Below are 25654 nucleotides of genomic sequence, written 5' to 3' on the forward strand. Positions count from 1 at the left end.
GGAGAGCGACATGGGCGCTTCCGACTTCTCCAACCTGCCGCACATCGGCGAGGCATTGCGGCGCAAGGAAGACTACCGCTTCCTGACCGGCGCGGGCAACTACACCGACGACATCACGCTGGCCAACCAGAGCCATGCGGTCTTCGTGCGCTCGCCGCACGCGCACGCCGTCATCAAGTCGATCGACATCGCCGAGGCCTCGAAGATGCCCGGCGTGGTCGGCATCTTCAGCGGCAAGGACATCGAAGGAAAGATGGGCGGGCTGCCCTGCGGCTGGCTCATCAACAACCCCGACGGCACCCCCATGAAGGAGCCGATGCACCCGATCCTCGCGATCAAGAAGGTGCGCTACGTGGGCGACCACGTCGCCATGGTGGTGGCCGAGACGGTCGAGCAGGCCAAGAACGCGGCCGAGGCCGTGGTGGTCGACTACGACGTGCTGCCCGCGCTCGTGAGCGTGGCCGACGCCGCCAAGAAGACCGGCAGCACCACGCTGCACGACGAAGCGCCCGACAACCAGTGCTACAAGTGGGTGTTGGGCGACAAGGCGGCGGTCGACAACGTGTTCACCACGGCGGCGCACGTCACCAAGCTCGACCTCGTCAACAACCGCCTGATTCCCAACCCGATCGAGCCGCGCGTGGCCATCGGCAGCTACAGCCGCGGCACCGACGACTACACGCTCTACGTGTCGAACCAGAACCCGCACGTCGAGCGCCTCCTGATGACGGCCTTCGTGCTGGGCCTGCCCGAGCACAAGGTGCGCGTGATCGCGCCCGACGTGGGCGGCGGCTTCGGCTCCAAGATCTTCCTGTACGCCGAAGACGTGTGCCTGACCTGGGCCGCCAAGCAGCTCAACCGCAACATCAAGTGGACGGCGGAGCGCTCGGAGTGCTTCCTGTCGGATGCGCACGGTCGCGACCACGTGAGCCACGCCGAGATGGCGATGGACAAGGACGGCAAGTTCCTCGCGATGCGCGTGCACACCGACGCCAACCTGGGCGCCTACCTGTCGACCTTCTCGACCGCGGTGCCGACCATCCTGTACGCCACGCTGCTGGCGGGCCAGTACACCACGCCGCAGATCTACGTCGAGGTCGATGCCTGGTTCACCAACACCTCGCCGGTCGATGCGTACCGCGGGGCCGGGCGGCCCGAGGCCACCTACCTGCTGGAGCGCCTGGTGTCGCGCTGCGCCTGGGAAATGAACCTGGGCCAGGACGAGATCCGCAAGCGCAACTTCATCACCAGCTTCCCGTACCAGACGCCCGTGGCGCTGCAGTACGACACCGGCGACTTCCATGCCTGCATGGACAAGGCGCGGGTGCTGGCCGAGGTCGACGGTTATGCCGCGCGCAAGGCGGCGACCGAAGCCAAGGGCAAGCTGCGCGGCATGGGTTATTCGAGCTACATCGAGGCCTGCGGCATCGCGCCGTCGAACATCGCGGGGGCGCTCGGCGCACGCGCGGGCCTGTTCGAATGCGGCGAGATCCGCGTGCACCCGACCGGCAGCGTGACGGTGTTCACCGGCTCGCACAGCCACGGCCAGGGCCATGAAACCACCTTCGCGCAGGTCGTTGCGGCGCGCCTGGGCATTCCGGTCGAGAACGTCGACGTGGTGCACGGCGACACCGGCCGCGTGCCCTTCGGCATGGGCACCTACGGCTCGCGCTCCATCTCGGTGGGCGGCGCGGCCATCATGAAGGCGCTCGACAAGATCGAGACCAAGGCCAAGAAGATCGCCGCGCACCTCATGGAGGCGAGCGACGCCGACATCGAGTTCGCCAACGGCGAGTTCACGGTCAAGGGCACCGACAAGAAGATCCCGTTCGGCCAGGTGGCGCTCACGGCCTACGTGCCGCACAACTACCCGCTCGACAAGCTCGAGCCGGGCCTGAACGAAACCGCCTTCTACGATCCGACCAACTTCACCTTCCCGGGCGGCACCTACATCTGCGAGGTCGAGATCGACAAAGAGACTGGCGAAGTCAAGGTCGACCGCTTCACCGCGGTGGACGACTTCGGCACCATCATCAACCCGATGATCGTCGAGGGCCAGGTGCACGGCGGGCTGGTGCAGGGCATCGGCCAGGCGCTGCTCGAGAACTGCGTGTACGACAACGAAACCGGCCAGCTGCTCACCGGCAGCTTCATGGACTACGCCATGCCGCGCGCCGGCGACTTCCCGCAGTTCAAGCTCGACACCGTCTGCACCCCCTGCACCCACAACCCGCTGGGCACCAAGGGCTGCGGCGAGGCGGGTGCCATCGGGTCGCCGCCGGCGGTCATCAACGCCGTGCTCGACGCGCTGGCGCCGCTGGGCGTCAAGGATTTCGACATGCCCGCTTCGTCCAGCCGCGTCTGGGAAGCGATGCAGGCCGCCGCCAAGCCCTGAACGACACAAGAAATAACAGAGAAGGAATCACCCCATGTATGCCTTCACACTCGAACGGCCCGCCAGCGTGGCGGACGCGGCCCGGCTCATCGCCGCGGGCGGCAAGCCACTGGCCGGCGGACAGACCCTGCTGGCCTCGATGAAGCTGCGGCTGTCGGCGCCCGAGCAGCTCGTCGACCTCGGCGGCATCAAGGAACTCACCGGCATCAAGAAGGACGGCGGCGCGATCACCCTCGGCGCCATGTCGCGCCACCTCGACGTGGCGAACAACGCCGACGTGAAGGCCGCGTACCCCGCGCTGGCCGATCTCGCGTCGCGCATCGGCGACCGGCAGGTGCGCGCGATGGGCACCGTCGGCGGCTCGGTGGCCAACAACGACCCGGCGGCGTGCTACCCGAGCGCGGTGCTGGCCTCGGGCGCGACCATCGTCACCTCGAAGCGCGAGATTGCGGCCGACGACTTCTTCCAGGGCCTGTTCACCACGGCACTTGAAGAAGACGAACTGATCGTCGCCATCCGCTTCCCGATTCCGAAGCGCGCGGTGTACGAGAAGCTGCGCCAGAAGGCCTCGAACTTTCCGCTGGTCGGCATCTTCCTGGCGCAGTACGACAGCGGCGTGCGCGTGGCCGTCACCGGGGCGGGCAACGGCGTGTTCCGCCATGCCGGGCTCGAAGATGCGCTCAACAAGAGCTTCACCGCCGCGTCCGCCGCGGCCGTGAAGATCGACGCGAGCGACCTCAACAGCGACCTGCATGCCTCGGCCGCCTACCGCGCGAACCTGATCAGCGTGCTGACGCAGCGCGCCGTGACCAAAGCACTCGGCTGAAGCAGCCCTGCGCCGCCGCCCACCGGAAGGCGCGACACCCTCGCGTCTTCCGCTACGCTTGCCCATGATCTTCCCGACCATCGACGCCCTTTCCGACGGCTTGCGGCAGGCCGGCTACTTTGCCGACCGCCGCCTGGCCACCGCGGTGTTCCTCGCCCTCAAGCTGCAGCGCCCGCTGCTGCTCGAAGGCGAACCCGGCGTCGGCAAGACCGAGCTGGCCAAGGCGCTGTCGACGGCCCTGAACCGCGAGCTGCTGCGCCTGCAGTGCTACGACGGCATGGAGCAGCGCGAGGCGCTCTATGAATGGAACTACGCCGCGCAGCTGCTGCACATGCGCGCGGCCGAGGCCACCGGAGCAGCACGCGACGTGGAGGCCGAGGTCTACCAGCCGCACTACCTGATCCGCCGCCCGCTGCTGCAGGCACTGCAGACGCCGGCCCCTGGCTCGGTGCTGCTGATCGACGAGGTCGACCGCGCCGACGAGCCCTTCGAAGCCTTCCTGCTCGAGTACCTGGGCGAGTACCAGGTCAGCATTCCCGAGCTGGGCACCGTGCGCGCCGTGGTGCCGCCCGTCACCTTGCTCACCAGCAACCGCACGCGCGAGCTCAACGACGCCGTGAAGCGGCGCTGCCTCTACCACTGGCTCGACTACCCCGAGCGAGAGCGCGAGCTCGCCATCGTGCGGGCGCAGGTGCCGCAGGCCGGCGAGGCGCTGTCGGCGCAGGTGGCGGCCTTCGTCGCGCGGCTGCGCTCGGCGCCGTTCGTCAATGCCTTCCAGCGCGCGCCCGGCATCGCCGAAAGCGTGGAGTGGGCGCGGGCGCTCATTGCGCTCGACACCGTCGAACTCGACCCCGAAGTGGTCGTCGACACCGCCGGCATCCTCTTCAAGCAGCGCGACGACGTGGCGGCGCTGACGCACGAGCTGGCCTCCGACCTGCTGAGGCCCGAGGAACCGCTCGCGAGCTGAGCGAGGCCGAGGCACCTACATGGCCGGCATCCAGCAACTCGGCGACGTGCGCAGCGGCAAGCTGGCGGGCAACATCGCCGCCTTCGGCCGCGCATTGCGCCGCGCCGGCGTGCGCACCGATGCCATGCGCATCGCGCTCGCCACCGAGGCGGCCACGCTGGTCGGCGTGGAAGACAAGCTCGACCTGGGCGCCGCCATGGAAGCCGTGATGGTCAGCCGCGAGCAGGACCGGCTGGTGTTCCGCGAACTCTTCGACGCGTGGTTTCGCGACCCCGAACTGGCCAACAAGCTGCTCGCCCAGATGCTGCCCAGCGCCGAGGGCAAGGCCGAGCCCTCCAAGCGCCGCCCGCGCGTGCGCGAGGCGCTGAGTCCGCCGCGCGATGCCGTGAAGCCCGCAGCACCGACCAAGCCCGACGAGGAAATCAAGTTCGACGCCGCCATGACGGCCAGCGACCGCCAGCGGCTGCAGCATGCCGACTTCAATGCGCTGGGCGCGGCCGAGTACCGGCTGGTCGAGCGGTTGGCGCGCGACATCCGCTTGCCGGTGCCCGAACTGCCTGCGCGCCGCCTGCGCCCGGCGGGCGATGCCGGCCGTGCGCACGCGCGCATGCACTGGCCCGGTGTGCTGCACGAGGCGGCCCGCACCGGCGGCGAGATCCTGCGCCTGCCCCGGCTGGCGCGGCGCGAGCAGCCTCTGCCGCTGCTGGTGCTGGTCGACGTGTCGGGCTCGATGGAGCGCTACGCCCGCCTGCTGCTGGCCTTCCTGCATGCCGCCACGCGGCGAGCCGGCCGACGCGACGTGTTCGCCTTCGGCACGCGGCTGACCGACCTCACGCCGGCCTTCCGGCTGGCCGACACCGACGCCATGCTGGGGGCCGCCAGCCTTGCCATCGACGACTTCGCAGGCGGCACGCGGCTGGGCGGCTCGCTGGCCGAGCTGCGCCAGTCGCATGCACGCCGGCTCATCGGCCGCCGCACGCTGGTGCTGGTGATCAGCGACGGCCTCGACACAGGTGAGCCCGCCTTGCTCGAGACCGAGCTGCAGTGGCTGAAGCGCCATTCGCGCCGGCTGCTGTGGCTCAACCCGCTGCTGCGCTTCGAGGGCTACGCCCCTCTGGCGCGTGGGGCCGCCGTGCTGCACCGCCATGCGGACGCGATGCTGGCGGTCCACAATCTGAATGCACTCGAACAGCTGGCCGCCAGCCTGGCCGCGCTGATGCGCGCCAGTCGCTAGGCCAGCGCCCAGGAAGGAACAAAGGAAACCCACCATGGAAATGCTCGGAAACCGCCGCCTCGGCGTCACCCAACAACAGGCCTGGGACGCGCTCAACGATCCCGAGACGCTCAAGAAGTGCATCCCCGGCTGCGACAAGTTCGAGCTCACGGGCGACAACACCTACAGCGTGGCGCTGGCCGTGAAGATCGGCCCGGTGTCGGCCAAGTTCAGCGGCAAGGTGATGCTGTCGGACATCGTCGCGCCCGACGGCTACAAGCTCACCTTCGAGGGGCAGGGCGGCGTGGCGGGGTTTGCCAAGGGCTCGTCGAGCGTGTCGCTCAAGCCGGTGGCCGGCGCATTGGAGGCGGCGTCCGCCGTGGCCGTGACCGACAGCGCACCCGTAGCCGACGCCGCCCCCGTGGCCGCGGCACCCGCCGGCTGCGAACTCGACTACACCGTGCAGGCCCAGGTCGGCGGCAAGATCGCCCAGCTCGGCCAGCGCCTGATCGACGGCGCGGCCAAGTCCACCGCCGACGATTTCTTCAAGCGCTTCGAGGCCGAGATGCAAAGCCGCTACGGCCCGCCGCCCGCACCGCCCGCGGAAGCGGCGGCCGAGGCGCCCGCCGAGAAGGCCGGCGTGATGTCGGGCCTCATGAAGAAGATGGGCTTCGGCAAGAAGGACGGCGAGGACGCCAAGGACGCATCCACCCCGGGCGACGCCGCCTGACGCACAAGGTCCTGCCATGGAAAACCTCGACGTCATGGTGCTGCGCACGCTGCGCGACTGGCGGCGTGCCGGCAAGCGCGCGCTGCTGACCACCGTGGTGCGCACCTGGGGCTCGTCGCCGCGGCCCGTGGGCTCGATCATGGCGCTGGCCGAGGACGGCGCCGTGGTCGGCTCGGTCTCGGGCGGCTGCATCGAAGACGACCTCATCGCGCGCTACAGCCATGCCCACGGCAAGGGCGAAGACGTGCCGTTGGGCGCGCCGCCCGCGCTCGTCAAGTACGGCATCACGGCCGACGAGGCGCACCGCTTCGGGCTGCCCTGCGGCGGCACGCTCGAGCTGCTGCTCGAATACGCGCCCGACGCCGACACGCTCGACACGCTGGTCGCCGAACTCGAACGCGGCAAGCTCATGCGCCGCACGGTGACGCTGGCCACCGGCGCGGTGCGGCTGGCCGAGGCGACCGCGCCCGACGAGCTCACGGTGAACGACACCGAGCTCACCAACACCTTCGGCCCCGAGTACCGCATGCTGCTGATCGGCGCCGGCCAGCTTGCCGAGTACCTGGCGACCATGGCCAAGTTCAGCGGCTTTGCCGTGACGCTGTGCGACCCGCGCGCCGAGTACCGCACCGCGTGGACGCTGTCCGGCGTGACGATCACCACCGAGATGCCCGACGACGCCGTGCTGGCCTTCAAGCCCGACCGTCGCAGCTGCGTGGTCGCGCTCACGCACGATCCCAAGCTCGACGACCTCGCGCTGCTCGAAGCGTTGCAGAGCGAGGCCTTCTACGTGGGCGCCATCGGCTCGCGTCGCAACGCCGACGCCCGGCGCGACCGCATGATCGAGCACTTCGACCAGACGGCCGAGTCGCTCGCGCGCCTGCGCGGGCCCATCGGCATCTTCATCGGCAGCAAGACGCCGCCCGAGATCGCGGTGAGCGTGATGGCGGAGATCCTGGCGGTGAAGAACGCCGTGACCTTGCCGCGCGAAGTCGAAGTGGCGCGCGCCAAGGAAATCCAGCAGCTGCAGCCCAGCCGAGCTGAATTACGGGGCGGGGCTCAGTCCACGCCCAGCAGGTCGTAGATGCGGCGCACGTGCTCGCTGAACTCCGGGCTGGTCTTCACGTGCAGCTTGCGCGGCTCGGGCAGGTCGATGCGGAAGAAGTCGGCCATGCGCGCCGGCCCGGCTGTGAGCACGGCGCAGTGCGAGCCCAGGAACACGGCTTCCTGGATGCTGTGCGTGACCACGATGAAGGTCTTGCGGCTGCGCTCCCAGATGCGCAGCATCTCCAGGTTCATCTTCTCGCGCGTGAGCGCATCGAGTGCGCCGAAGGGCTCGTCCATGAGCACCAGCTTCGGGTCGTGGATGAGCGCGCGAGCGATGGCGGCGCGCTGCTGCATGCCGCCCGAGAGTTCGTAGGGCAGCTTGTCGGCGAAGCCCGTGAGGCCGACCATGTCGAGCAGCTCGTGCGCGCGCGCCTTGGCGGCCTTGCGGTCCAGCCCGAGGATGTCGGCGGGCAGCAGCACGTTCTCGAGAATGGTGCGCCACTTCAGCAGCAGCGGCTGCTGGAACACCATGCCGACGTCGCGGCCCGGGTTGAAGCCCGTGCCGCCAGGGCCGCCGATTTCGAGCGTGCCGCCGTCGTGGCCGTGCAGGCCTGAGAGAATCTTCAGCAGCGTCGACTTGCCGCAGCCCGAGGGGCCGACCAGCGAGATCATGTCGCCCGCATGCACGTCCATCGTGACGTCGGAGACGGCGAGGAATTCTTCGTTGCGCTTGCGGTAGACCTTGCGCAGCTGCCGCATGCGGATCAGCGGCGCATCTTGTACGGGGGCCAGAACGGCGCTCATGCCAGCCACCGTGCGAGGTTGTCGCGCACGAAGGCGTCGTCGGCCAGGTCGCCGTGCTGGCGGTAGACGCGGTCGATTTCCGCCGACTGTCCGTGGCCCAGGCCTTCTTCCGGGTCGAGGCACCAGATGCCTTCGAGCAGGCCCTGGCGCCGCAACACCTCGTGGCAGCCCGCGATGCAGCCGTGGAAGTTGTTCGCCACGTCGAAGAAGGCGGCGTTGCAGTCGGTCACGCGCGAGTCGAGCGCGAGCAGGGCAGGGCTCAGCGCACCGCCGCTGGCGGCCAGCTCGGCCTTGATCTGCTGCAGCTGGTGCACCGCGCTCGACGTCCACACCGACCAGTGGCCCAGCAGGCCGCCACGGAAGCGAACCTGCACGGGCGCGCCGTCGCGCATCGCGGCAAAAGGCAGCGCGAGGTCGAGCACGATGTGGTCGTCGTTGCCGGTGTAGAGGAACACGCGCTCCTCGGCGCGCGCATCGACCAGCCCGCGCACCACGTCGATGCTGCGGTAGCGGTTGAAGGGCGCCACCTTGATCGCCAGCGCGTTGGGAATGAGCGCGAAGCGGCGCCAGAAGTCGCTCGACAGAATCGGGCCGCCGACCACGGTCTGCAGGTAGAAGCCGATCAGCGGAATCTCCTGCGCCACCGCCTCGCAGTGGGCGATCAGCGCATCTTCCGACGAGCCGGCCAGCGCCGCCAGGCTCAGCAGCCCCGCGTGATAGCCCAGGGAAACGGCGGTGCGTGCCTCGGCCTGCGCCTGCGCGGTCGGGCCGCACAGGCCGGCGATCATCGCCATCGGACGGTCGTTCCAGGCCAGGCGGTCCTGCATCGCAGCCTCGAGCACGGTGGCGTACAGGCCGCGCTCGCGGATCGCGAACTGCGTGGTGTGCACGCCCACCGCGAGGCCGCCGACGCCGGCATCGACGTAGTAGCGCGTGAGCGCGCGCTGGCGCTGGCGGTCGAGCTGGCGGTCGGCGTCGAGCGCGAGCGGATGCGCCGGGATGACGGTGCCTTGCGACAGCAGCGCAAGCACGTCGGCGGGAAGGTCGGAGCGGTTCAGTGGCATGGGCGAAGGTCCTCAGGCGAACTCGGGGCCGGCGATGGCGTGGATGAAGGCGGGGTGTCCGGTGGGCGGCTGCGCGCCCTCGCGCGTGGCCAGCGCCATGCGTGCGAAGCTGCGCTGCGGTGTGAAGCCGGCAGCGCGCAATGCGGCGGTCATGGCCTTGCGGTCGTCGGGCACGTCGATGTAGATGCGGCCGTCGAGGCCGCGTGCGGCCTGCGTCAGCAGCGCGGCGGCCGTGGCCTCATCGGACGACAGCAGCGGCCCGATGTGGTGCGCGGTGCGGCCCGCGCGCACGAGGCCGAAGCCCAGGCCGTTGCGCACGCAGCGGCTGTCGTCGCGGCCGAGCAGGTCGGCGAGCACGGCGGGGCGCGCGAAGCCCAGCGCCTGCGCGTCGAGCGCGGCCAGGTTGTCGAGGGCCGGCTTGTCCGTGGCGAGCGATGCAGTGGCGGGCGCGGCTTCGCGTTGCCAGCGCGTGAGGCGCCACAGCGGCGTGAAGCCGAAGCTCGCATAGAGCGGCTCGCCCTGCGGCGTGGCGTCGAGCATGGCGACGAGGCCGGCGGTCTTCACCTGGTCGAGGCAGCGCGCGAACACCGCGCGGCCCAGGCCTTGCCCGCGCGCGGCGGGCCTCACGAGGATCATGCTGATCCACGCCACGCCGTCCATCGGCAGCACGGCGCCGCTGGCGATGAGCTGGCCCTCGCCATCGCGCACGCCATGCACCGTGCCGAGCCGCTCGAACAGCCGCCAGTCGTGCGCGGTCTGGTTCCAGCCGCTCGCGGCAACCAGCGCGTCGAGCATCGGGGCGATGCCGGGCGTGATCGACGACAGGGCTTCGACGGCGGGCATGGTCATGGGCTCAGTACTTGCCGTCGCGGGATTCGAACTTGGTCGGCTTGCCGTACTGGCGTTGCTCGCGCGAGATCCAGTCAGCCACCCATCGGATCTGCTGTGCCAGCGGCACGCGCGGGTAGCCGAACAGGCGCTCGGCTTCGCCAGTGTTCATGAGCCAGGCGGTCGGGGCCTCTTGCCCGCTGATCGTCACGGGCTTGCCGAACTGGCGCGCGAATTCTTCCGCAAGCCAGCGGATCGACGTCGTCTCGGGCCCGCTCACGTTCAGCGGCGAGGTCGGCACCGTGGCCGCCGCGAGGCAGCGCAGCGCCTGCGCGTTCGCGTCGCCCTGCCAGATCACGTTGACGTGGCCCATGGTCACGTCGACCGGCTCGCCGCGCCACACCTTGAGCGCCACGTCGGCCAGCACGCCGTAGCGCAGGTCGATGGCGTAGCTCAGGCGGAACAGGCGGCCCGGCGTGCCGTGGCGCTGCGAGAAGTACTCGAACATGCGCTCGCGGCCCACGCACGAGTTGGCGTATTCGCCGGGCGGGTTGGGCGCGTCGCTCTCGCTCGCGCCCTGGCTGGTCACGGGCACGAAGGGGTACACGCAGGCGGTCGAGAAGGCGACGATGCGCGAGGCGTGGAAGTGCTCGGCCACCAGCGCCGGCACGTGCGCGTTCATGGCCCAGGTCAGCGGGTTGTCTGCGTCGGCGCCGAACTTGCGCCCGGCCATGAAGACCACGTTGGCGCACGGCGGCAGCGCGGCGATGGCGGCGCGGTCGAGCAGGTCGCAGGCGATGGTCTCGATGCCGTGCGCTTCGAGCGCTTCGCGCACGCCGGCTTCGCTGAAGCGGGCGACGGCGATCACGCGGCGACCGGGCATGGCGTTCTTCGCGAGGCGGGCCAGCGTCGGGCCCATCTTGCCGCCCACGCCGAGGATCATCAGGTCGCCGTCGAGGCGGGCCATGTCGCGCACGAGGTCGCGCGAGGGCGTGGCCAGGTAGTCTTCAAGCGCGGCTTCGCTCTCGAAGCGCTCGGGAAAGGGCAGGTCGTCGAGGACAGGCGTGGAGGTCATTGGATTCTTGCGTCCTGGGTGATGAAGAGGCGCTCCAGCAGGAGCACCAGCAGATAGAGCAGCACGCCCAGGCCCGTGATGAGCAGCACGGCCATGAAGACCGCGGGCGTGTCCAGCGAGGCCTGGACCTGGATCATCAGATAGCCCAGGCCGCGTTCCGAGGCGATGAACTCGCCGACCACCGCGCCCGCCACAGCGAGGATGGTGGCGACCTTCATGCCCGAGAACACGTACGGCAGCGAGCCCGGCAGCTGGATGTAGCGAAACAGCTGCCAGCGCGAGCCCTTGAGCGCGCGCACGAGGTCGAGCAACTCGGGCTCGGTCTCGTTCAGGCCGCGGATGGTGGTCAGCAGGATCGGGAAGAAGCACAGGCTGAAGGTGATGAGGATGTTCGGCCCGATGCCGTAGCTGAACCACACGATCACCAGCGGCCCCATCGCCACCTTCGGGATCATGTTGAGCGTGACCAGCAGCGGGAACACCAGCAGCATCAGCCGCTTGCTGGTGATGAAGAGCAGGGCGCAAAGAATGCCGAGCACCAGGCCCAGCGCGTAGCCGCCGAACACTTCGAGCGCGGTGACGCCGGTGTTCTTGAGCCAGCTGTAGTTCGGGTTGGCCAGCGTGGCCAGCACCTTCGAGGGCGCCGGCAGGATGAAGGGCTGGATCGCGAAGATCCGCACCGCCAGCTCCCACAGCGCGATGCCCGCCAGGTGCACTGCGACCACGAGGGACCAGCGCTGCCATTCGGGGCGCTCGCCCGACAGGGGCGTGGAAGCGAGGGGCGCCAGCGCGCCGTCGGGTGCCGTCATGTCTGTTCCTGGGTCAGGGAAGAAGCAATGCGGCGAATCATAGGAGTCGCCACGACCCGAGTCAACCAACTAGTTGATAATTTTCATGCGGCGGCCTTGTCGGGGCGCAAGGCGTTGAGCGCGAACTCGATCACATGCCGGCGCCGCTGCAGCAGCGCGCCGCGCGCATCGAGCGGCTTGCCGAAGATGGCCGACAGCGTGTGGTTGTTGGAGAAGAAGAAATACGAGATGCCGGCGATCGAGATGTAGAGGTTGATCGCGTCGAAGTCGGGCCGGAACACGCCGGCCGCCACGCCGCGCTCGAGCGTGGCCTCGAGCATCTCGATGAAGGGCGAGTGCATCTTCTGCAGCCGCTCCGACTCGCGCAGGTGCGCGCCGTGGTTGCGGTTCTCGTCGGCCAGCAGTGCGATGAACTCGGGGTGCTCGGCCAGGTAGTCGAACGAGAAGGCCACCAGCTGCTTCATGGCTTCGAGCGGCTCGAGTTCGTCGAGCGTGAGCTTCTGTTCCTTCTCGCGGATCTCGGCGTAGACCGATTCGAGCGCGACGAGGTACAGCCCCTGCTTGCTGTCGAAGTAGTGGTACACGAGCTGCTTGTTGACGCCGGCGTTGGCGGCGATCTCGTCGACGCGCGCGCCCGCGAAGCCCTTGGTGGCGAACTCGGCCACTGCAGCGGCGATGAGGGCCTGCTTGGCGGCGACGGGATCGCGCTCGCGTTTCGTGGAAACGGTGCTGCGGGCGATGCGGGTAGGGCTGGTGGCGGTCATGGTGTTCTTGATTCTCCCGGCAGGGGCAACGCAGTCTGGATGATCTGGATTGCCTGTCAACCAAACAGTTGGTAATATGAATTGCAGGACCTGTTTTTACCTTCTTTTGGAGTGTTCCGCATGAAAAAGCTGTTGTCGGCCGCCGGCGCCACCGCCTTGCTCATGGCCTCGGCCCCTGCCGCGTTCGCGGCCGATGCCATGAGCCTGATGCTCAACTGGACACCCACGGCCGATCATGCGCCGATCTATTTCGCGAAGGCCAAGGGCTGGTACACCGAGGCGGGCATCGACCTGAACATCGAGGCCGGCAAGGGCTCGGCCGTGTCGGCGCAGCGCGTGGGCACCGGCGGCAGCGACCTGGGCATTTCCGACCTGCCCACCACGATCCAGGCCAAGGGCAAGGGCGCCGACGTGAAGGCCGTGATGGTCATCTACGCCAACAGCCCGCAGGGCTTCTACTGGCTCAAGTCGTCGGGCATCAACGGGCCCAAGGACTTCGCGGGCCGCAAGATCGGCAACCCGCCCGGCGACGCCGCGCGCCTCATGTGGCCGGCCTTTGCCAAGAAGGTGGGGCTCGACCCGGCCAGCGTGACCTTCGTCAACGTGAGCCCGCAGGCCAAGGTGGCGGCGCTGAAGAGCAAGTCGGTCGACATCATCAGCGATTTCTACAACGAGCACGACCTGAAGGCGCGCGAGTTCGGCGCCGACCTGGGCTTTCAGCCGTGGCGCGACGCGGGCGTGAACGTGTACGGCAACTCGCTGATCGTGAACGGCCCGTACCTCGCGAAGAACCCCGGCCAGGTGAAGAAGTTCGTGGCCGTGACGCAGCGCGCCTACGACGCCTGTGTGAAGAGCTTCGAGCCCTGCCTGCAGGCGCTGCAGGCCAGCGTGAGCGGCCTCACGCCCGACAACCAGCGCGACCAGTGGAATCGCATCAAGCAGCTGATGCGCGACGACACCACCACCAAGGTGGCGCTCGGCGCCTTCGACGGTGCGCGCGTGAAGGCCGACTACGAACTGGTGTCCTCGCTGATCGGCATCGACAAGGCCTACGACCCCGCGACGCTCTTCACCAACGAGTTCCTCGACAAGGGCGTGCGCATGGCGCCCAACTGAGGCAAGGAGAAGGAGGGAGCCGCTTCAGCGCGACTCGGAGGAGGGCGGCACCTTCGTGTTGCCCTTCTGCCGTTCGCGGAAGAGGGCGGCACGCATCAGGAAGATGGTGGTGATCGGCGCCGTCAGCACGATGAACAGCACGATCAGCACCGCGTGCAGGAACAGGCTGAAGCCCTGCACCGAAAAGTAGGCGATGGTGGCCACCGTCAGGCACCAGGCGCCCACGGTGGCGCCCAGCGTGGGCGCATGGATGCGGCGGAAAAAGGTGGGCATGCGCACCAGGCCGAAGGAGCCGATGGCCGCGAAGGCCGCGCCCAGCACGGCGAACACGGCGGTGATGATCTCGGCCCAAAGAGGAAGTGCAGTGGCGCTCATTCGATGACCTCCCCGCGCAGCAAGAACTTGGCGATCGAGGTCGATCCCACGAAGCCGAACAGCGCCACCAGCATCGCCGCCTCGAAGTACACGCTGCTCGCGTAGTTGATGCCCAGCACCAGCATCATCAGCATGCCGTTGATGTAGAGGCAGTCGAGTGCCATCACGCGGTCCTGCGCGGACGGGCCGGCCAGCAGGCGAAAGAGCGCGCACAGCATCGCCACGGCCAGCAGGAAGAGCGCGGCCTTCAGGGCCCAGAAGAGAACAGGCGTCATGATTCGAAAATCTCCATCAGCGGACGTTCGTAGCGGGTCTTGATCAGGGCGATGAAGGCCGCCTCGTCCTCGAGGTCGAACACGTGGATCAGCAGCGTGGTGCGGTCGAACGACACCTCGCCCCAGGCCGTGCCGGGCGTGAGGCACATGATCATCGCGAGCACGGCGAGGCCGTTGGGGTCGCGCATGTCCAGCGGAATCTGCACGAAGCGCGCCGAGATGTCGGCGGTGCGGCGCGTGAGCAGCAGCCGCGCCACGTCGTACGCCGACTTCAGCATGTCGAAGGTGACGAGGAACGACAGCCGCAGCGCCACGCCGGGCCGGCGCATGCGCACGGTGGCGGGGCGCAGGCCCTTGGTGATCAGCGGCACGGCAATGGCGAGCAGCGCGGCCGACAGCAGCGTGGCCGCCTCGAGCGACTGGTTGAGCAGCAGCCAGATGACGAACAGCGCGAACGACAGCGGCGGGGACGGCATCAGGCGCTTCATGGCTGGGCCTCCGCCTTCGCGGGCACCGGGTTCGGCACCTGCTTGGCGCCCAGCACGGCGTTGCGGTACGCGGTGGGCGTGCGCAGGCCGCCCGCGGTGGCCTGCGCGTGCTGCATCACGGGTTCGGCCCAGACCGTGAGCGCCACGCAGGCCGCGAGCAGGGCGGCCACCGGCAGCACCTCCAGCGCGGGCAGCGAGGGCATGGTGGCGTGGGGCTGCGTCCAGAAATGGCGGATGCCGGTGCGGCTCAGCGCGATCAGCGAGAGAAAGCCCGAGACGATCAGCAGGCCCAGGAAGGTCCAGCCGGCCGAGGCCACGGTCCTGCCGTCGAGCAGGCCCGAGAGCATCGCGAACTTGCCGACAAAGCCCGACAGCGGCGGCAGGCCCGCCAGCAGCAGCGTGCACAGCATGAAGCTCAGGCCCAGGAAGGCCACGCCCGCCGGAATGGCGCGGCCGTAGAGCGCCTGGGCGTCGTCGTCGAGGTTCACGTCGTCGAGCGCGCGCAGGTCTTCGGCCAGGAAGGGCGCGTTGCCCGCCGCCTCGTGCGGCGCGACGCTCATGCCCGCATTGCGCCAGCGCTCGATCATGTCGATCAGCAGGAAGAAGGCCGCCACCGCGAGCGTCGAGCTCAGCATGTAATACAGCGCACCCGCCCACACGGCCGGATCGCCCAGCCCGACGGCGGCCAGCAGCGTGCCCGCCGACACCAGCACGCTGAAGCCCGCGAGGTTCGACAGCCGCTGCGTGCCGACGATGCCGATGGCGCCGACGAACAGCGTCGCCAGCCCCACGCCCACCAGCGCGGCCTGCCCGAAGGCGGCCGAGGCGCCGGTGTCGGGCGCGAACAGCACGGTCCACAGGCGCAGCACGGTGTACACGCCGAGCTTGGTCAGGAGCGCAAACACCGCGCCCACCGGCGACACGGCCGCGCTGTAGGCCGGCACCAGCCAGAAGTTCAGCGGCCACGCGCCCGCCTTGGCGAAGAACGCGGTGGCCAGGATGGCCGCGGCGGCGTGCACCAGGCCGCGGTCGCCCGGCGCGAGCTCGGCGATGCGCGCGCCCAGGTCGGCCATGTTGAGCGTGCCGGTCACGCCGTACAGGATGGCTGCGCCGATCAGGAACAGCGACGAGGCCGCGAGGTTGATCGCGATGTAGTGCAGCCCGGCGCGCACGCGCAGCCGGCCCGAGCCGTGCAGCAGCAGGCCGTACGAGGCGGCCAGCATCACCTCGAAGAACACGAACAGGTTGAACAGGTCGCCCGTGAGGAAGGCGCCGTTCAGGCCCATGAGCTGCAGCTGCAGCAGCGGATGAAAGTGCACGCCCGCGCGGTCCCAGCGCGAGGTGGAGTAGATCGAGGCCGCGAAGGCCACCACGCCCGTGAGCGCGACCATCATGGTCGAGAGCCGGTCGGCCACCAGCGTGATGCCGAAGGGCGCGCGCCAGTTGCCCGGCAGGTACACGCCGATGGAGCCCGGGCCGCCGCCGGTGTCGGCCGCGTTCACCCAGCGCAGCAGCGCGAGCGCGGCCAGCAGGCCGACCAGGCCCGAGACCACGCTGAGGAAGGACTTGGTGCGCCGGTGGTTCTCGTTCATCAGCAGCATCAGCGCCGCCGTGAGCATGGGCACGAGGATGGGCACCGCCACCAGGTGCGGCATGCTGAATTCGAGGAAGCGGTCGAGCAGGTGGAACACGTCGTTCATTCGACCGCCTCCCGCTCTTCACCGTCCACGTGGTCGGTGCCCGACAGGCCGCGCGAGGCGAGCATCACGACGAGGAACAGGGCGGTCATCGCGAAGCCGATCACGATCGCCGTGAGCACCAGCGCCTGGGGCATCGGGTCGGCCGTGTTGGCCAGCGTGGCCTTGAAGCCTTCGACCAGCACCGGCTCGCTGTCGACCTTGAGCCGGCCCATGCTGAAGATGAACAGGTTGACCGCGTACGAGATGAGCGTCAGGCCCATGATGACCTGGAAGGTGCGCGGACGCAGCAGCAGGTACACGCCCGAGCCGGTGAGCACGCCGATGGCGATGGCCAGCACGATTTCCATCAGCGGGCCCCTCCGGTGGCGGCAGCCGCTTCTTCGGCTTCGGCGGCCGCGCGGGCCTGCGCTTCTTTCTCTTCTTGCTCGTCGGCCCAGCGGTGGCTTCGGATGGACTGGTGGGCCAGCGCGGTCAGGATCAGCATGGTGGCGCCGAGCACCAGCGCGAACACGCCGATGTCGAAGAAGAGGGCACTGGGCACGTGCATGTCGCCCAGCAGCGGCACGTGCACGTGCGCGGTGTGCGTGGTGAGGAACGGGTAGCCGAACACGATCGCGCCGCCGCCGGTGGCGAGCGCGAACAGCAGGCCGATGGCGATCCAGCGGCGCGGGTAGATGCGCAGGTGTTCTTCCACCCACTCGGTGCCCGAGACGATGAACTGCAGCACCAGCGCCACCGACATCACCAGCCCCGCGACGAAGCCGCCGCCGGGCGCGTTGTGGCCGCGCATGAAGAAATACACCGACACCAGCACGGCCACCGGCAGCACGAGGCGCACCAGCACGGCCGGCACCATCAGATAGCCGATGGCAGAGTCGGTGGCGCGGCGCGGGTTCAGCAGGTCGCTGCTGCCGTCGTCGACCTGCAGCCGCTGCTGAATGGGCAGCGCCATCGATTCGATGGCCGGGCGGAAGCGCCGCAGCAGCGCATACACGGTGAGCGCCACGATGCCCAGCACCGTGATCTCGCCGAAGGTGTCGAAGCCGCGGAAGTCGACCAGCATCACGTTGACCACGTTGGTGCCGCCGCCTTCGGTGAGCGCGCGCTCGAGGAAGAAGGGCGAGATGCTCTGCGGGAAGGTGCGCGTCATCATCGCCCAGGCCAGCGCCGCCATGCCGCAGCCGGCGATGCTGGCCACCAGCAGGTCGCGCCCGCGCCGGCCCCAGGGGCGCAGCCGCATGCGCGCGGGCTGCACCACGTCCTTGCTGCGCATCGGCAGCCAGCGCAGGCCGAGCAGGATGAGCACCGTGGTCACGGCCTCGACCACCAGCTGCGTGAGTGCAAGGTCGGGCGCCGAGAACCAGATGTAGGTGACGCATGAGACCAGCCCGGCGCCCGCGGCCAGCATCAGCGCCGCGAGCCGGTGGAACTTGGCCTGCCAGGCGGCGGCCACGGCGCAGGTGCAGCCGATGAGCCAGGTCATCGCGAACATCGGCGAGAACGGCAGCAGCTCGCGCGTGCCGCGCTCGGCCGGCGTGGTCCACAGCGAGGCCGCGGCGCCGGCCACGGCCACCACCACCAGCCACAGCAGCTGCCATTGCAGGCGGCGCGTGCCGAAGAGGCGGCGGCTGCGCCGGCCGGCTTCGCTCAGCAGCGCGATCAGGTGTTCGAAGATGAGCTGCCCGTCGAAGCGGTGCAGCAGCGGCGTGTGCTCCAGGCGCCCGCTGCCCAGCGGACGGCGCAGCAGCAGGTAGAGCACGGCGCCGCCTGCCAGCGCGACGAAGCTCATCATCAGCGGCAGGTTGAAGCCGTGCCACACGGCCAGGCTGTAGACGGGCAGCGTGCCGCCGACCACCGGCGTGGCCGCGGCCGCGAGCATCGGGCCGACCGACCAGGCCGGCGCCACGCCCACCACCAGGCACACCAGCACCAGCAGCTCGACCGGCACGCGCATCCAGTGCGGCGGCTCGTGCGGGGGCTTGGGCACGTCGGGGCCGCAGGGCGGGCCGAAGAACACGTCGAACACGAAGCGCGCCGAGTACGCCACGCTGAAGATGCCCGCGAGGGTGGCGATGACCGGCAGGCTGAAGTCGATCCAGGGCGTGGCCTGGATGAAGACGGTCTCGGCGAAGAACATTTCCTTCGAGAGGAAGCCGTTGAGCAGCGGCACGCCGGCCATCGAGGCGCTGGCGATGATGGCCAGCGTGCCCGTGATGGGCATGAGGCGCATCAGGCCGCTGAGCTTGCGGATGTCGCGCGTGCCGGTCTCGTGGTCGATGATGCCGGCCGCCATGAACAGCGAGGCCTTGAAGGTCGCGTGGTTCATCACGTGGAACACTGCCGCGACCGCCGCCAGCGGGCTGTTCAGGCCCAGCAGCAGCGTGATGAGGCCCAGGTGCGAGATGGTCGAGTAGGCCAGCAGCGCCTTCAGGTCGCGCTGGAACATGGCCGCGAAGCCACCCAGAAGCAGCGTGATCGCGCCCGCGCCGCCCACCATCCAGAACCACTGCTCGGTGCCCGAGAGCACGGGCCACAGGCGCGCCATGAGGAACACGCCCAGCTTCACCATGGTGGCCGAGTGCAGGTAGGCCGACACCGGCGTGGGCGCGGCCATCGCGCGCGGCAGCCAGAAGTGGAACGGAAACTGCGCGCTCTTGGTGAACGCGCCGAGCAGGATCAGCACCAGTGCCACCGGGTACAGCGCGTGCGCGCGGATGATGTCGCCCGAGGCCAGCACGATGTCGAGCTCGTAGCTGCCGACGATGCGGCCCAGCACGAGCACGCCGGCCAGCAGGCACAGCCCGCCCGCGCCGGTGACGGTGAGCGCCATGCGCGCGCCGCGCCGCGCGTCGCGCCGGTGGTGCCAGTAGCCGATGAGCAGGAAGGAGAAGAGGCTGGTGAGCTCCCAGAACAGCACCATCTGGATCAGGTTGCCCGAGAGCACCACGCCCATCATCGCGCCCATGAACGCGAGGAAGAACGAGAAGAAGCGCGGCACCGGGTCGGAGGCCGACATGTAGTAGCGCGCATAGAGCACCACCAGCGCGCCGATGCCCAGCACCAGCATGCAGAACAGCCACGCGAAGCCGTCGAGGCGGAACACGAGGTTCAGGCCGAGGGCGGGCAGCCACTCGATCTCCTGGCGCAGCACGTTGCCGTGTGCGATCTGCGGAAAGAGCCAGGCGACCTGGATCGCGCAGCCCAATGCGACGAGCCCTGCAAGGGTCGACTCCCGGTTGCGCGCGTTGGACGGCATCAACGCGGCCAGCACGCTGGCAAGAAAGGGGAGTGCGACGAGAAGGGCGAGGGGCATCGGGGGTCGATTCTATCGACCGACCCTCTGGAGAGCCCCTGTCTATAACCGCAGGAGCACGGGCAGTTTTTTCGCTGTCACGCAGCCAGCACGAGCTGCACGCTGCGGATGCCCAGCCAGGTCAGCACCAGCGAGCCGCACAGGTGCAGCAGGCCGGTGCCCAGCGCCAGCAAGGGTCGTCCGCCGAGCAGCAGCGCGACCACTTCGGCCGAGAAGCTCGAGAAGGTCGTGAGTCCGCCGAGGAAGCCGGTGATGAGCAGCAGCCGCCACACCGGGTCGAGCTGCGGCAGCGCCTGGAAGACGGCCACGGCCACGCCGACGAGGTAGCCGCCGACGAGGTTGGCGGCCAGCGTGCCGTAGGGCACGGGGCCGCCGGTGTTGAGCCACAGGCCCAGGCCCCAGCGGGCGAGGGCGCCGCACGAGGCGCCCACGCAGATCGCTAGAACCGGCAATAGAGGAGGCATCCGTTCCCTTGTCGTCGTCGCACTGTCATTTCTCCTTGCCCATCACCAGGTCGGGCAGGATCGTGACGATACCCGGGAACAGCGTGATCAGCGCGATGCACAGCACGAGGCAGAAGAAGAACGGAATCGCCGCCTTGGCGATCACGTTGCTGTCTTTTCCGGTCATGTTCTGCAGCACGAACAGGTTGAAGCCCACCGGCGGCGTGACCTCGGCGATCTCGACCAGCAGCACCACGAAGATGCCGAACCAGACCAGATCGAAGCCCGCCTTCTGGATCATCGGCAGCACCACCGCGCTGGTCAGCACGATCATCGAGATGCCGTCCAGCGCCGTGCCCAGCACCAGGTACACCACCACCAGCGCGCCGATCAGCGCATAGGGCGACAGGTGCATGCTGTCGACCCACTCGGCCAGCTCGCGCGGGATGCCGGTGAAGGCCATGGTCTTGGTCAGGAACGCAGCCCCGGCCAGGATGAACATGATCATGCAGCTGGTGCGCGTGGCGCCCATGATCCCGTCCTTGAAGTTCTGCCAGGTCAGGCTCTTGCCATAGGCCGCGATGGCCAGCGAGCCCAGCACCCCAAAGGCCGCGCACTCGGTGGCCGTGGCCCAACCGGCCACCAGCACCCAGACGATGAACACGATCAGCAGCGCGCACGGGATGAGGTTGCCCGACAGCCTGATCTTCTCCATGAAGGTGGTCGGTGGATCGGCCGGCGGCACCTGGTCGGGGTGGCGCAGGCTCCACCAGCCGATGTAGCCCGAGAACAGCAGCATCAGCAAAAAGCCCGGCAGGAAGCCGGCCAGGAAGATGCGGATGATCGAGGCGTCGGCCGCCACCGCGTACACCACCATGGTGATCGAGGGCGGGATCAGGATGCCCAGCGTGCCAGCCGTGGCCAGCGAGCCGATGGCCAGCTTCTCGTTGTAGCCGCGGCGCTTGAGCTCGGGCAGTGCCACCTTGGCGATGGTCGCGCAGGTGGCGGCCGAGGAGCCCGAGACCGAGCCGAACACGCCGCAGCCGAGGATGGTGGTGTGCATGAGCCGGCCGGGCACGCGGTTGAGCCACGGCCGCAGGCCTTCGAACATCTCCTCGCTGAGCTTGGTTCTGAAGAGGATCTCGCCCATCCAGATGAACAGCGGCAGCGCCGCGAGCTCCCAGCTCGCATTGCTTTCCCAGAAGGCCGAGAACAGGTTCTTGCCGGGCAGGGTGTTGGTGAAGAAGGCCTGGCCGACCCAGCCGACGATGGCCAGGGTCATGGCGATCCAGACGCCGCCGGCGAGCAGCAACAGCATGATGCCGAGCAGCAGCGCGCCCATCAGAAGGGTTTCGAGCATCGGTGTCTTTTGTTGTTGTCGTTCAGACGTCGGAGGAGAAGTCGCCCGCAGCATGGCGCTCTTCGACGGCGCGCTGGTAGCTGGGTTTCTCGCCGCGCACCACGCCGACGAGTTCGTCGACCATGGCGATGAGCAGCAGCCAGCAGCCGATCACGAAGCTCGACTGCGGAATCCAGATCGGGATCACGAGCAGGCCCGTGGCCATCTCCTTGAACTCGTAGCTCTCGTACGTGAAGCTGGTGGCCCAGTAGGTCAGGTAGGCCACCGACACGGCGGCGACCAGCAGGCAGGCCACGTCGAGCACGCGGCGCACCTTGGGCGGCACGGCATCGAGCAGCAGCGTGACGCGCACGAAGTCGCCGTGGCGAAAAGCGTGCGCCATCGCGAAGAAGGCCGCCGCCGCGCACAGCCAGGCCACCGCGTCGTTGAGCCCGCTCACGTGCCAGTTCATCTGCCGGCCCACGCCGGCCACGATCATCAGCACGAAGATCAGGAACACGCAGAACGCGCCGAGCGCGCCGGCACCGTTGTACAGGCGGTCGAGGAAGCGCCTCACGGCTTACTTCTTCTTGTAGGCGTCGACGATCGCCGCGCCGTCGGCACCGGCGGCCTTGAGCCAGTCGGCCTGCATGATGCCGCCGACCTGGCGCATGTCGGTGTCCAGCTTGGGCGAGGGCTTGTGGATCTTCATGCCGCGCTCGGCCAAGAGGCGCTTGTATTCGTCGTTCTTCTCCTGCGCGACCTTCCAGCCGCGCGCCTCGGCGTCGGCTGCGGCCTTGGTCACTGCCGCCTTGGTGGTCGCATCGAGCGCATCGAACGCCTTGGCATTCACGAGGATCGCGTTCTTCGGAATCCAGGCCTGCGTGTCGTAGAAGTTCTTGATGTGCTCGAAGGTCTTGGTGTCGTAGCCGGTGGAGCCTGAGCTCATGTAGCTCTCGATCACACCGGTGGCCATGGCGGCGCTCAGTTCGGCCTGCTGAATCTGCACCGGCTGCGCGCCGATGAGCTCGGCGATCTTGGCCGTGGCCGGGCTGTAGGCGCGCCACTTGATGCCGCGCAGGTCGGCCACCGAGCCGATCTCCTTCTTGGTGTAGATGCCCTGCGGCGCCCATGGCACCACGAACAGCACCTTGATGCCTTGGGCGGCCAGCAGCTTGTCCATCGCGGGCTTGGAGGCGTCGTAGAGCTTGCGGGCTTCGGGATAGGTGGTGGCCAGGAAGGGCACGCCGTCCAGCGCGTAGATCGGGTTCTCGTTGGCGTAGTTGGCCAGCAGGATCTCGCCGGCCTGGGCCTGGCCGCTTTGCACGGCGCGCTTGATCTCGGGTGCCTTGAACAGCGACGCGTTGGCGTGCACCGTGATCTTCAGCTTGCCGCCGGTGGCCGCGTCCACGTCTTTGGCGAACTGCGTGATGTTCTCGGTGTGGTAGTTGGTCGCGGGGTAGGCGGTGGGCAGGTCCCACTTGGTTTGCGCGAAGGCGGCGGCGCCAAGGGTGAGGCCCGCCAGGGCAATGCCGAACTTGTGATTCATGGACGCGCTCCGGAATGTAGTCAAAGCTGAATGAAAGAAAAGCATACGTGCAAATTCCGGGCCATTCGCTGAGGCATTTCCCTGTCATGTGGTGTCGATGCGGCACCAGGTGCGGGCGTAAAAAAACCGCCTCAGGGGCGGTTTCTTCGTGTCAGGGCAGTGTCACTGCTTGGCGGGTTTCGCTTCGGCCACCTTGGCGGCTTTGCCCGCCTTGGCCGGGGCCGCCGCGCCGCTGAAGCTCTGGCCGTTGACCGTCAGGCCTTCAGCCGACAGCTTGGCCGCGCTCTTTTCCTTCACGCCCTTCACGCGCTGCATGAGGTCGGGCCAGTCCTTGAACTCGCCTTCCTTGCGGGCGTCGAGGATGCGCTTGGACAGCGACGGGCCGACGCCCTTGAGGCCGTCGAGGTCGGCGGCGCTGCCCTTGTTGGCATCGACGGCGGCGAACGAGACGGCCGCGAAGCACATGGCGAGCGTGGCGATGACTTTCTTGAACATGGTGAAAACTCCCTCTTCAATCGTTGGTATGGCTATGCCGACAGGAATATCGGCTTCGGCTCAACGAGAGGGCGAACGCGGCAGTTGACGTGAAAACGGGGCCCAGGGCCCCGTGTGACGATTGTTCCGAACCGTGGTCAGAGTTCTTCCACGCGCCGCGGCGGGTAGCTGTCCCAGGCCTGGCAGCCGGGGCAGTGCCAGAAGTACTGGTGCGCCTCGAAGCCGCAGGCCGCGCAGCGGTAGCGCATGAGCGGACGGGTGGCCTGGTCGAGCGCGCGTTGCACCTGCGGATGGAACTGCTCGTGCTCGAAACGCTCGCCGGCCAGCCAGCGCGATGCCGCGACGAGCGAGGGCTGGTGTGCGAGGTGGGCGATGTAGCTGTCGCGCGGCGTGGGGGCGGGCGCTTCTTCGGCAGGCGTGTCCGATGCCGTGCGGGCCGGCGTGCCGCCGAGCGCGATCAGCGCCTCGAGCACGTCGATCGACGGTGACTCGGCATAGCGCCGCTGCAGCAATGCCAGCGCCTCGCCTTCGCGCTGCGCGGCCACGGCGGCCTTCTGCAGTGCTGCGGCGTACAGCGGCAGTGCCAGCGGCGCCGTGTCGCTGAGCCCTTCGAGCGTGTCGAAGGCCGCGGCGGCTTCGCCGTTGCGCAGTTGCAAGGTGGCGGTGTCGATGGCCGGGCGCGGTGCCTGCGGCGCCAGGGCGCGGGCCTGCGTGAGCAGGTCGCCGGCGCCTTGCAGGTCGCCGGCCGCCACGCGTTCGTTGGCCTGCTCGCACAGGTGGTGGGCGCGGCGCGTGCTGTAGCTGGCCTGGTCGGACTCGTCGAGCTTCTGTGCCACGTCGGCGGCCTGCGCCCATTCGCGCGAGCGTTCGTAGATGGCCAGCAGCGCGAGGCGGGCCTCGTTCTCGTAGCGCGTGCCTTCGAGCTTCTGTAGCGCCGCTTCGGCGCGGTCGAGCAGGCCGGCGCGCAGGAAGTCTTGCGCCAGCGCATGCTGCGCGCGCTCGCGGTCGGCACGGCTCAGGTCGCCGCGCCCCAGCAGGTGCTCGTGCACGCGCACGGCGCGCTGGTACTCGCCGCGGCGGCGGAACAGGTTGCCGAGCGCGAAGTGCAGCTCCTGCGTGTCGGGGTCGTTCTGCACGGCCTCGATGAAGGCGTCGATGGCCTGGTCCTGCTGCTCGTTGAGCAGGAAGTTCAGGCCGCGAAAGTAGGCCTTGGGTGCCTGCCGGTTCTCGAGCTTGAGCTGGCGGATGTCGAAGCGCGATGCGAGCCAGCCCAGCACGAAGGCGACGGGCAGGCCGATCAGCAGCCAGCTGGGATCAAAGTCCATGTTGACGTACGGCGGGAAGGTCGGTGGCGGAGATGGACGGCGTTGCCGCGGAGGCGGTCGCAGTGGCCAGCGGTGCGGGCGAGGGGGCTTCGGTGGTCGCAGGCACTTGCGCCGCGGCGGAGCGGTGTTTCCACCAGCCGGGCAGCATGCCCAGCGCGCCGACCACGAGCCCGCCGGCAAAGGCCGCGAGCACGACGAGCACCAGCGGCGCGCGCCAGTGGGTTCCGAAGAAGAAGTAGACGGTCGCGTCGTGCTGGTTGTTCAGCGCGAAGGCGAAGAGCGTAAAAAAAATGGCTGCCTTGAGCAGCCACAGGAGGTACTTCATAGCTGTTCCCGTTGCCGGGAGCATTCTACGTTTGCATTCATTTGCATCAGGCCTTGCGGCCGGCGGCTTCCTTGCCTGCATCGAGTTCGGCGGTCTTCGCGTCGACGGCTTCGCGCAGCGCCTTGCCCGGCTTGAAGTGCGGCACGCGCTTCTCGGGAATCTGCACGCTCTCGCCCGAACGCGGGTTGCGGCCGATGCGCGGCGGACGGCGGTTGACCGAGAAGCTGCCGAAGCCACGGATCTCGATGCGATGGCCGCGCACCAGCGCGTCGCTCATGGCGTCCAGGATGGTCTTGACGGCGTATTCGGCATCGCGGTGCGTGAGCTGCGCGAAACGGGCGGCGAGTTCTTCGACGAGGTCTGAGCGGGTCATAGGCCAAACATAAACG

The 25654-nt window shown here is 68.7% G+C and carries 27 protein-coding genes; 7 read left to right on the forward strand and 20 right to left on the reverse strand.

The window, feature by feature from the left end; genetic code table 11:
* The first annotated feature begins 10 nt into the window (after positions 1-10).
* The 6 genes from AC1RL8_RS07570 (at position 11) to AC1RL8_RS07595 (ending at position 7215) form a co-directional block, all read left to right on the forward strand.
* On the forward strand, positions 11-2395 hold the full coding sequence (locus tag AC1RL8_RS07570; protein WP_390345543.1) for a xanthine dehydrogenase family protein molybdopterin-binding subunit: 2385 nt from the start codon (positions 11-13) through the stop codon (positions 2393-2395).
* A 34-nt stretch (positions 2396-2429) separates the two neighbouring features.
* Positions 2430-3221: an FAD binding domain-containing protein gene (locus AC1RL8_RS07575; protein ID WP_095744326.1), complete on the forward strand. Its 792-nt coding sequence runs from the start codon at positions 2430-2432 to the stop codon at positions 3219-3221.
* 64 nt (positions 3222-3285) lie between these two features.
* On the forward strand, positions 3286-4188 hold the full coding sequence (locus tag AC1RL8_RS07580) for an AAA family ATPase (RefSeq protein ID WP_095744327.1): 903 nt from the start codon (positions 3286-3288) through the stop codon (positions 4186-4188).
* A 19-nt stretch (positions 4189-4207) separates the two neighbouring features.
* Positions 4208-5422 carry a vWA domain-containing protein gene (locus AC1RL8_RS07585; RefSeq protein ID WP_492684893.1) on the forward strand — a complete coding sequence of 405 codons (1215 nt, stop codon included), beginning with the start codon at positions 4208-4210 and terminating at the stop codon, positions 5420-5422.
* A 34-nt stretch (positions 5423-5456) separates the two neighbouring features.
* The gene (locus AC1RL8_RS07590) at positions 5457-6131 is read left to right on the forward strand and encodes an SRPBCC family protein (RefSeq protein ID WP_492684894.1); all 675 of its coding nucleotides are present in this window, start codon (positions 5457-5459) and stop codon (positions 6129-6131) included.
* Between the two features lie 16 nt (positions 6132-6147).
* The gene (locus AC1RL8_RS07595; protein ID WP_492684895.1) at positions 6148-7215 is read left to right on the forward strand and encodes an XdhC family protein; all 1068 of its coding nucleotides are present in this window, start codon (positions 6148-6150) and stop codon (positions 7213-7215) included.
* Here the strand turns inward: AC1RL8_RS07595 and AC1RL8_RS07600 are convergent.
* The 6 genes from AC1RL8_RS07600 to AC1RL8_RS07625 form a co-directional block, all read right to left on the reverse strand.
* Positions 7191-7982 (reverse strand): ABC transporter ATP-binding protein, encoded by a 792-nt coding sequence (locus tag AC1RL8_RS07600; protein ID WP_492684896.1) that lies wholly within the window; start codon positions 7980-7982, stop codon positions 7191-7193. The two genes, AC1RL8_RS07595 and AC1RL8_RS07600, sit on opposite strands and share 25 nt — an antisense overlap.
* Complete coding sequence (locus AC1RL8_RS07605; protein ID WP_492684897.1) at positions 7979-9046, reverse strand: dihydrodipicolinate synthase family protein; 1068 nt, start codon at positions 9044-9046, stop codon at positions 7979-7981. The genes AC1RL8_RS07600 and AC1RL8_RS07605 overlap by 4 nt, the downstream gene beginning before the upstream one ends.
* Before the next feature lie 12 nt (positions 9047-9058).
* The gene (locus AC1RL8_RS07610) at positions 9059-9895 is read right to left on the reverse strand and encodes a GNAT family N-acetyltransferase (RefSeq protein ID WP_493196449.1); all 837 of its coding nucleotides are present in this window, start codon (positions 9893-9895) and stop codon (positions 9059-9061) included.
* Between the two features lie 4 nt (positions 9896-9899).
* Positions 9900-10949 (reverse strand): NAD-dependent epimerase/dehydratase family protein, encoded by a 1050-nt coding sequence (locus AC1RL8_RS07615; RefSeq protein WP_070063994.1) that lies wholly within the window; start codon positions 10947-10949, stop codon positions 9900-9902.
* Positions 10946-11758, reverse strand: coding sequence for an ABC transporter permease (locus tag AC1RL8_RS07620; RefSeq protein WP_492684899.1), 813 nt, complete (start codon positions 11756-11758; stop codon positions 10946-10948). Before AC1RL8_RS07620 ends, AC1RL8_RS07615 begins: the two co-directional genes overlap by 4 nt.
* Before the next feature lie 83 nt (positions 11759-11841).
* Entirely contained in the window at positions 11842-12522 is a 681-nt protein-coding gene (locus AC1RL8_RS07625; protein WP_492684900.1) for a TetR family transcriptional regulator, read from the reverse strand.
* Positions 12523-12642: 120 nt separating this feature from the next.
* Here AC1RL8_RS07625 and AC1RL8_RS07630 point away from each other — a divergent pair, with 120 nt between their 5' ends.
* Positions 12643-13638: an ABC transporter substrate-binding protein gene (locus tag AC1RL8_RS07630; protein ID WP_167394993.1), complete on the forward strand. Its 996-nt coding sequence runs from the start codon at positions 12643-12645 to the stop codon at positions 13636-13638.
* Between the two features lie 24 nt (positions 13639-13662).
* On the opposite strand, the gene mnhG is transcribed toward AC1RL8_RS07630, so the two are convergent.
* The 14 genes from mnhG to AC1RL8_RS07700 all read right to left on the reverse strand — a co-directional run bounded on the left by mnhG (position 13663) and on the right by AC1RL8_RS07700 (position 25638).
* Positions 13663-14013 (reverse strand): monovalent cation/H(+) antiporter subunit G, encoded by a 351-nt coding sequence (gene mnhG, locus AC1RL8_RS07635; protein WP_062468694.1) that lies wholly within the window; start codon positions 14011-14013, stop codon positions 13663-13665.
* Positions 14010-14288: a K+/H+ antiporter subunit F gene (locus AC1RL8_RS07640; protein ID WP_062468691.1), complete on the reverse strand. Its 279-nt coding sequence runs from the start codon at positions 14286-14288 to the stop codon at positions 14010-14012. The genes mnhG and AC1RL8_RS07640 overlap by 4 nt, the downstream gene beginning before the upstream one ends.
* Positions 14285-14776: a Na+/H+ antiporter subunit E gene (locus AC1RL8_RS07645; protein WP_062468688.1), complete on the reverse strand. Its 492-nt coding sequence runs from the start codon at positions 14774-14776 to the stop codon at positions 14285-14287. The genes AC1RL8_RS07640 and AC1RL8_RS07645 overlap by 4 nt, the downstream gene beginning before the upstream one ends.
* A complete protein-coding gene (locus AC1RL8_RS07650; RefSeq protein ID WP_492684901.1) occupies positions 14773-16476 on the reverse strand; it encodes a monovalent cation/H+ antiporter subunit D in 1704 nt (567 codons plus the stop codon). The genes AC1RL8_RS07645 and AC1RL8_RS07650 overlap by 4 nt, the downstream gene beginning before the upstream one ends.
* Positions 16473-16823, reverse strand: coding sequence for a Na+/H+ antiporter subunit C (locus tag AC1RL8_RS07655; protein WP_056582686.1), 351 nt, complete (start codon positions 16821-16823; stop codon positions 16473-16475). The genes AC1RL8_RS07650 and AC1RL8_RS07655 overlap by 4 nt, the downstream gene beginning before the upstream one ends.
* Complete coding sequence (locus tag AC1RL8_RS07660) at positions 16823-19789, reverse strand: monovalent cation/H+ antiporter subunit A (protein WP_492684902.1); 2967 nt, start codon at positions 19787-19789, stop codon at positions 16823-16825. The genes AC1RL8_RS07655 and AC1RL8_RS07660 overlap by 1 nt, the downstream gene beginning before the upstream one ends.
* A 77-nt stretch (positions 19790-19866) precedes the next feature.
* Positions 19867-20253: a fluoride efflux transporter CrcB gene (gene crcB, locus AC1RL8_RS07665; RefSeq protein ID WP_070063999.1), complete on the reverse strand. Its 387-nt coding sequence runs from the start codon at positions 20251-20253 to the stop codon at positions 19867-19869.
* 25 nt (positions 20254-20278) lie between these two features.
* Entirely contained in the window at positions 20279-21592 is a 1314-nt protein-coding gene (locus AC1RL8_RS07670) for a TRAP transporter large permease (protein ID WP_174250226.1), read from the reverse strand.
* 22 nt (positions 21593-21614) lie between these two features.
* Entirely contained in the window at positions 21615-22148 is a 534-nt protein-coding gene (locus AC1RL8_RS07675) for a TRAP transporter small permease (RefSeq protein WP_062468676.1), read from the reverse strand.
* A gap of 3 nt (positions 22149-22151) precedes the next feature.
* Positions 22152-23120 carry a TRAP transporter substrate-binding protein gene (locus AC1RL8_RS07680; protein WP_492684903.1) on the reverse strand — a complete coding sequence of 323 codons (969 nt, stop codon included), beginning with the start codon at positions 23118-23120 and terminating at the stop codon, positions 22152-22154.
* A 162-nt stretch (positions 23121-23282) separates the two neighbouring features.
* Positions 23283-23615: a ComEA family DNA-binding protein gene (locus AC1RL8_RS07685; RefSeq protein ID WP_492684904.1), complete on the reverse strand. Its 333-nt coding sequence runs from the start codon at positions 23613-23615 to the stop codon at positions 23283-23285.
* Positions 23616-23752: 137 nt separating this feature from the next.
* Entirely contained in the window at positions 23753-24940 is a 1188-nt protein-coding gene (gene lapB / locus AC1RL8_RS07690) for a lipopolysaccharide assembly protein LapB (protein WP_492684905.1), read from the reverse strand.
* Complete coding sequence (locus tag AC1RL8_RS07695; protein WP_487850198.1) at positions 24930-25265, reverse strand: LapA family protein; 336 nt, start codon at positions 25263-25265, stop codon at positions 24930-24932. Before AC1RL8_RS07695 ends, lapB begins: the two co-directional genes overlap by 11 nt.
* Before the next feature lie 46 nt (positions 25266-25311).
* Complete coding sequence (locus AC1RL8_RS07700; RefSeq protein WP_056582668.1) at positions 25312-25638, reverse strand: integration host factor subunit beta; 327 nt, start codon at positions 25636-25638, stop codon at positions 25312-25314.
* Between the last annotated feature and the right edge of the window lie 16 nt (positions 25639-25654).

This window comes from Variovorax sp. GW822-FHT04E09, assembly GCF_058800845.1.

What these genes read in the sequence shown, in the direction of transcription:
- mnhG (WP_062468694.1), bottom strand. Translation starts at nt 14,013, where the DNA reads ATGAGCGCCACTGCACTTCCTCTTTGGGCCGAGATCATCACCGCCGTG.
- AC1RL8_RS07610 (WP_493196449.1), bottom strand. Translation starts at nt 9,895, where the DNA reads ATGACCATGCCCGCCGTCGAAGCCCTGTCGTCGATCACGCCCGGCATC.
- AC1RL8_RS07645 (WP_062468688.1), bottom strand. Translation starts at nt 14,776, where the DNA reads ATGAAGCGCCTGATGCCGTCCCCGCCGCTGTCGTTCGCGCTGTTCGTC.
- AC1RL8_RS07655 (WP_056582686.1), bottom strand. Translation starts at nt 16,823, where the DNA reads ATGGAAATCGTGCTGGCCATCGCCATCGGCGTGCTCACCGGCTCGGGC.
- AC1RL8_RS07620 (WP_492684899.1), bottom strand. Translation starts at nt 11,758, where the DNA reads ATGACGGCACCCGACGGCGCGCTGGCGCCCCTCGCTTCCACGCCCCTG.
- AC1RL8_RS07595 (WP_492684895.1), top strand. Translation starts at nt 6,148, where the DNA reads ATGGAAAACCTCGACGTCATGGTGCTGCGCACGCTGCGCGACTGGCGG.
- AC1RL8_RS07700 (WP_056582668.1), bottom strand. Translation starts at nt 25,638, where the DNA reads ATGACCCGCTCAGACCTCGTCGAAGAACTCGCCGCCCGTTTCGCGCAG.
- AC1RL8_RS07670 (WP_174250226.1), bottom strand. Translation starts at nt 21,592, where the DNA reads ATGCTCGAAACCCTTCTGATGGGCGCGCTGCTGCTCGGCATCATGCTG.
- AC1RL8_RS07575 (WP_095744326.1), top strand. Translation starts at nt 2,430, where the DNA reads ATGTATGCCTTCACACTCGAACGGCCCGCCAGCGTGGCGGACGCGGCC.
- lapB (WP_492684905.1), bottom strand. Translation starts at nt 24,940, where the DNA reads ATGGACTTTGATCCCAGCTGGCTGCTGATCGGCCTGCCCGTCGCCTTC.
- AC1RL8_RS07680 (WP_492684903.1), bottom strand. Translation starts at nt 23,120, where the DNA reads ATGAATCACAAGTTCGGCATTGCCCTGGCGGGCCTCACCCTTGGCGCC.
- AC1RL8_RS07605 (WP_492684897.1), bottom strand. Translation starts at nt 9,046, where the DNA reads ATGCCACTGAACCGCTCCGACCTTCCCGCCGACGTGCTTGCGCTGCTG.
- AC1RL8_RS07660 (WP_492684902.1), bottom strand. Translation starts at nt 19,789, where the DNA reads ATGCCCCTCGCCCTTCTCGTCGCACTCCCCTTTCTTGCCAGCGTGCTG.
- AC1RL8_RS07695 (WP_487850198.1), bottom strand. Translation starts at nt 25,265, where the DNA reads ATGAAGTACCTCCTGTGGCTGCTCAAGGCAGCCATTTTTTTTACGCTC.
- AC1RL8_RS07630 (WP_167394993.1), top strand. Translation starts at nt 12,643, where the DNA reads ATGAAAAAGCTGTTGTCGGCCGCCGGCGCCACCGCCTTGCTCATGGCC.
- AC1RL8_RS07600 (WP_492684896.1), bottom strand. Translation starts at nt 7,982, where the DNA reads ATGAGCGCCGTTCTGGCCCCCGTACAAGATGCGCCGCTGATCCGCATG.
- AC1RL8_RS07685 (WP_492684904.1), bottom strand. Translation starts at nt 23,615, where the DNA reads ATGTTCAAGAAAGTCATCGCCACGCTCGCCATGTGCTTCGCGGCCGTC.
- crcB (WP_070063999.1), bottom strand. Translation starts at nt 20,253, where the DNA reads ATGCCTCCTCTATTGCCGGTTCTAGCGATCTGCGTGGGCGCCTCGTGC.
- AC1RL8_RS07585 (WP_492684893.1), top strand. Translation starts at nt 4,208, where the DNA reads ATGGCCGGCATCCAGCAACTCGGCGACGTGCGCAGCGGCAAGCTGGCG.
- AC1RL8_RS07590 (WP_492684894.1), top strand. Translation starts at nt 5,457, where the DNA reads ATGGAAATGCTCGGAAACCGCCGCCTCGGCGTCACCCAACAACAGGCC.
- AC1RL8_RS07650 (WP_492684901.1), bottom strand. Translation starts at nt 16,476, where the DNA reads ATGAACGACGTGTTCCACCTGCTCGACCGCTTCCTCGAATTCAGCATG.
- AC1RL8_RS07640 (WP_062468691.1), bottom strand. Translation starts at nt 14,288, where the DNA reads ATGACGCCTGTTCTCTTCTGGGCCCTGAAGGCCGCGCTCTTCCTGCTG.
- AC1RL8_RS07615 (WP_070063994.1), bottom strand. Translation starts at nt 10,949, where the DNA reads ATGACCTCCACGCCTGTCCTCGACGACCTGCCCTTTCCCGAGCGCTTC.
- AC1RL8_RS07570 (WP_390345543.1), top strand. Translation starts at nt 11, where the DNA reads ATGGGCGCTTCCGACTTCTCCAACCTGCCGCACATCGGCGAGGCATTG.
- AC1RL8_RS07625 (WP_492684900.1), bottom strand. Translation starts at nt 12,522, where the DNA reads ATGACCGCCACCAGCCCTACCCGCATCGCCCGCAGCACCGTTTCCACG.
- AC1RL8_RS07580 (WP_095744327.1), top strand. Translation starts at nt 3,286, where the DNA reads ATGATCTTCCCGACCATCGACGCCCTTTCCGACGGCTTGCGGCAGGCC.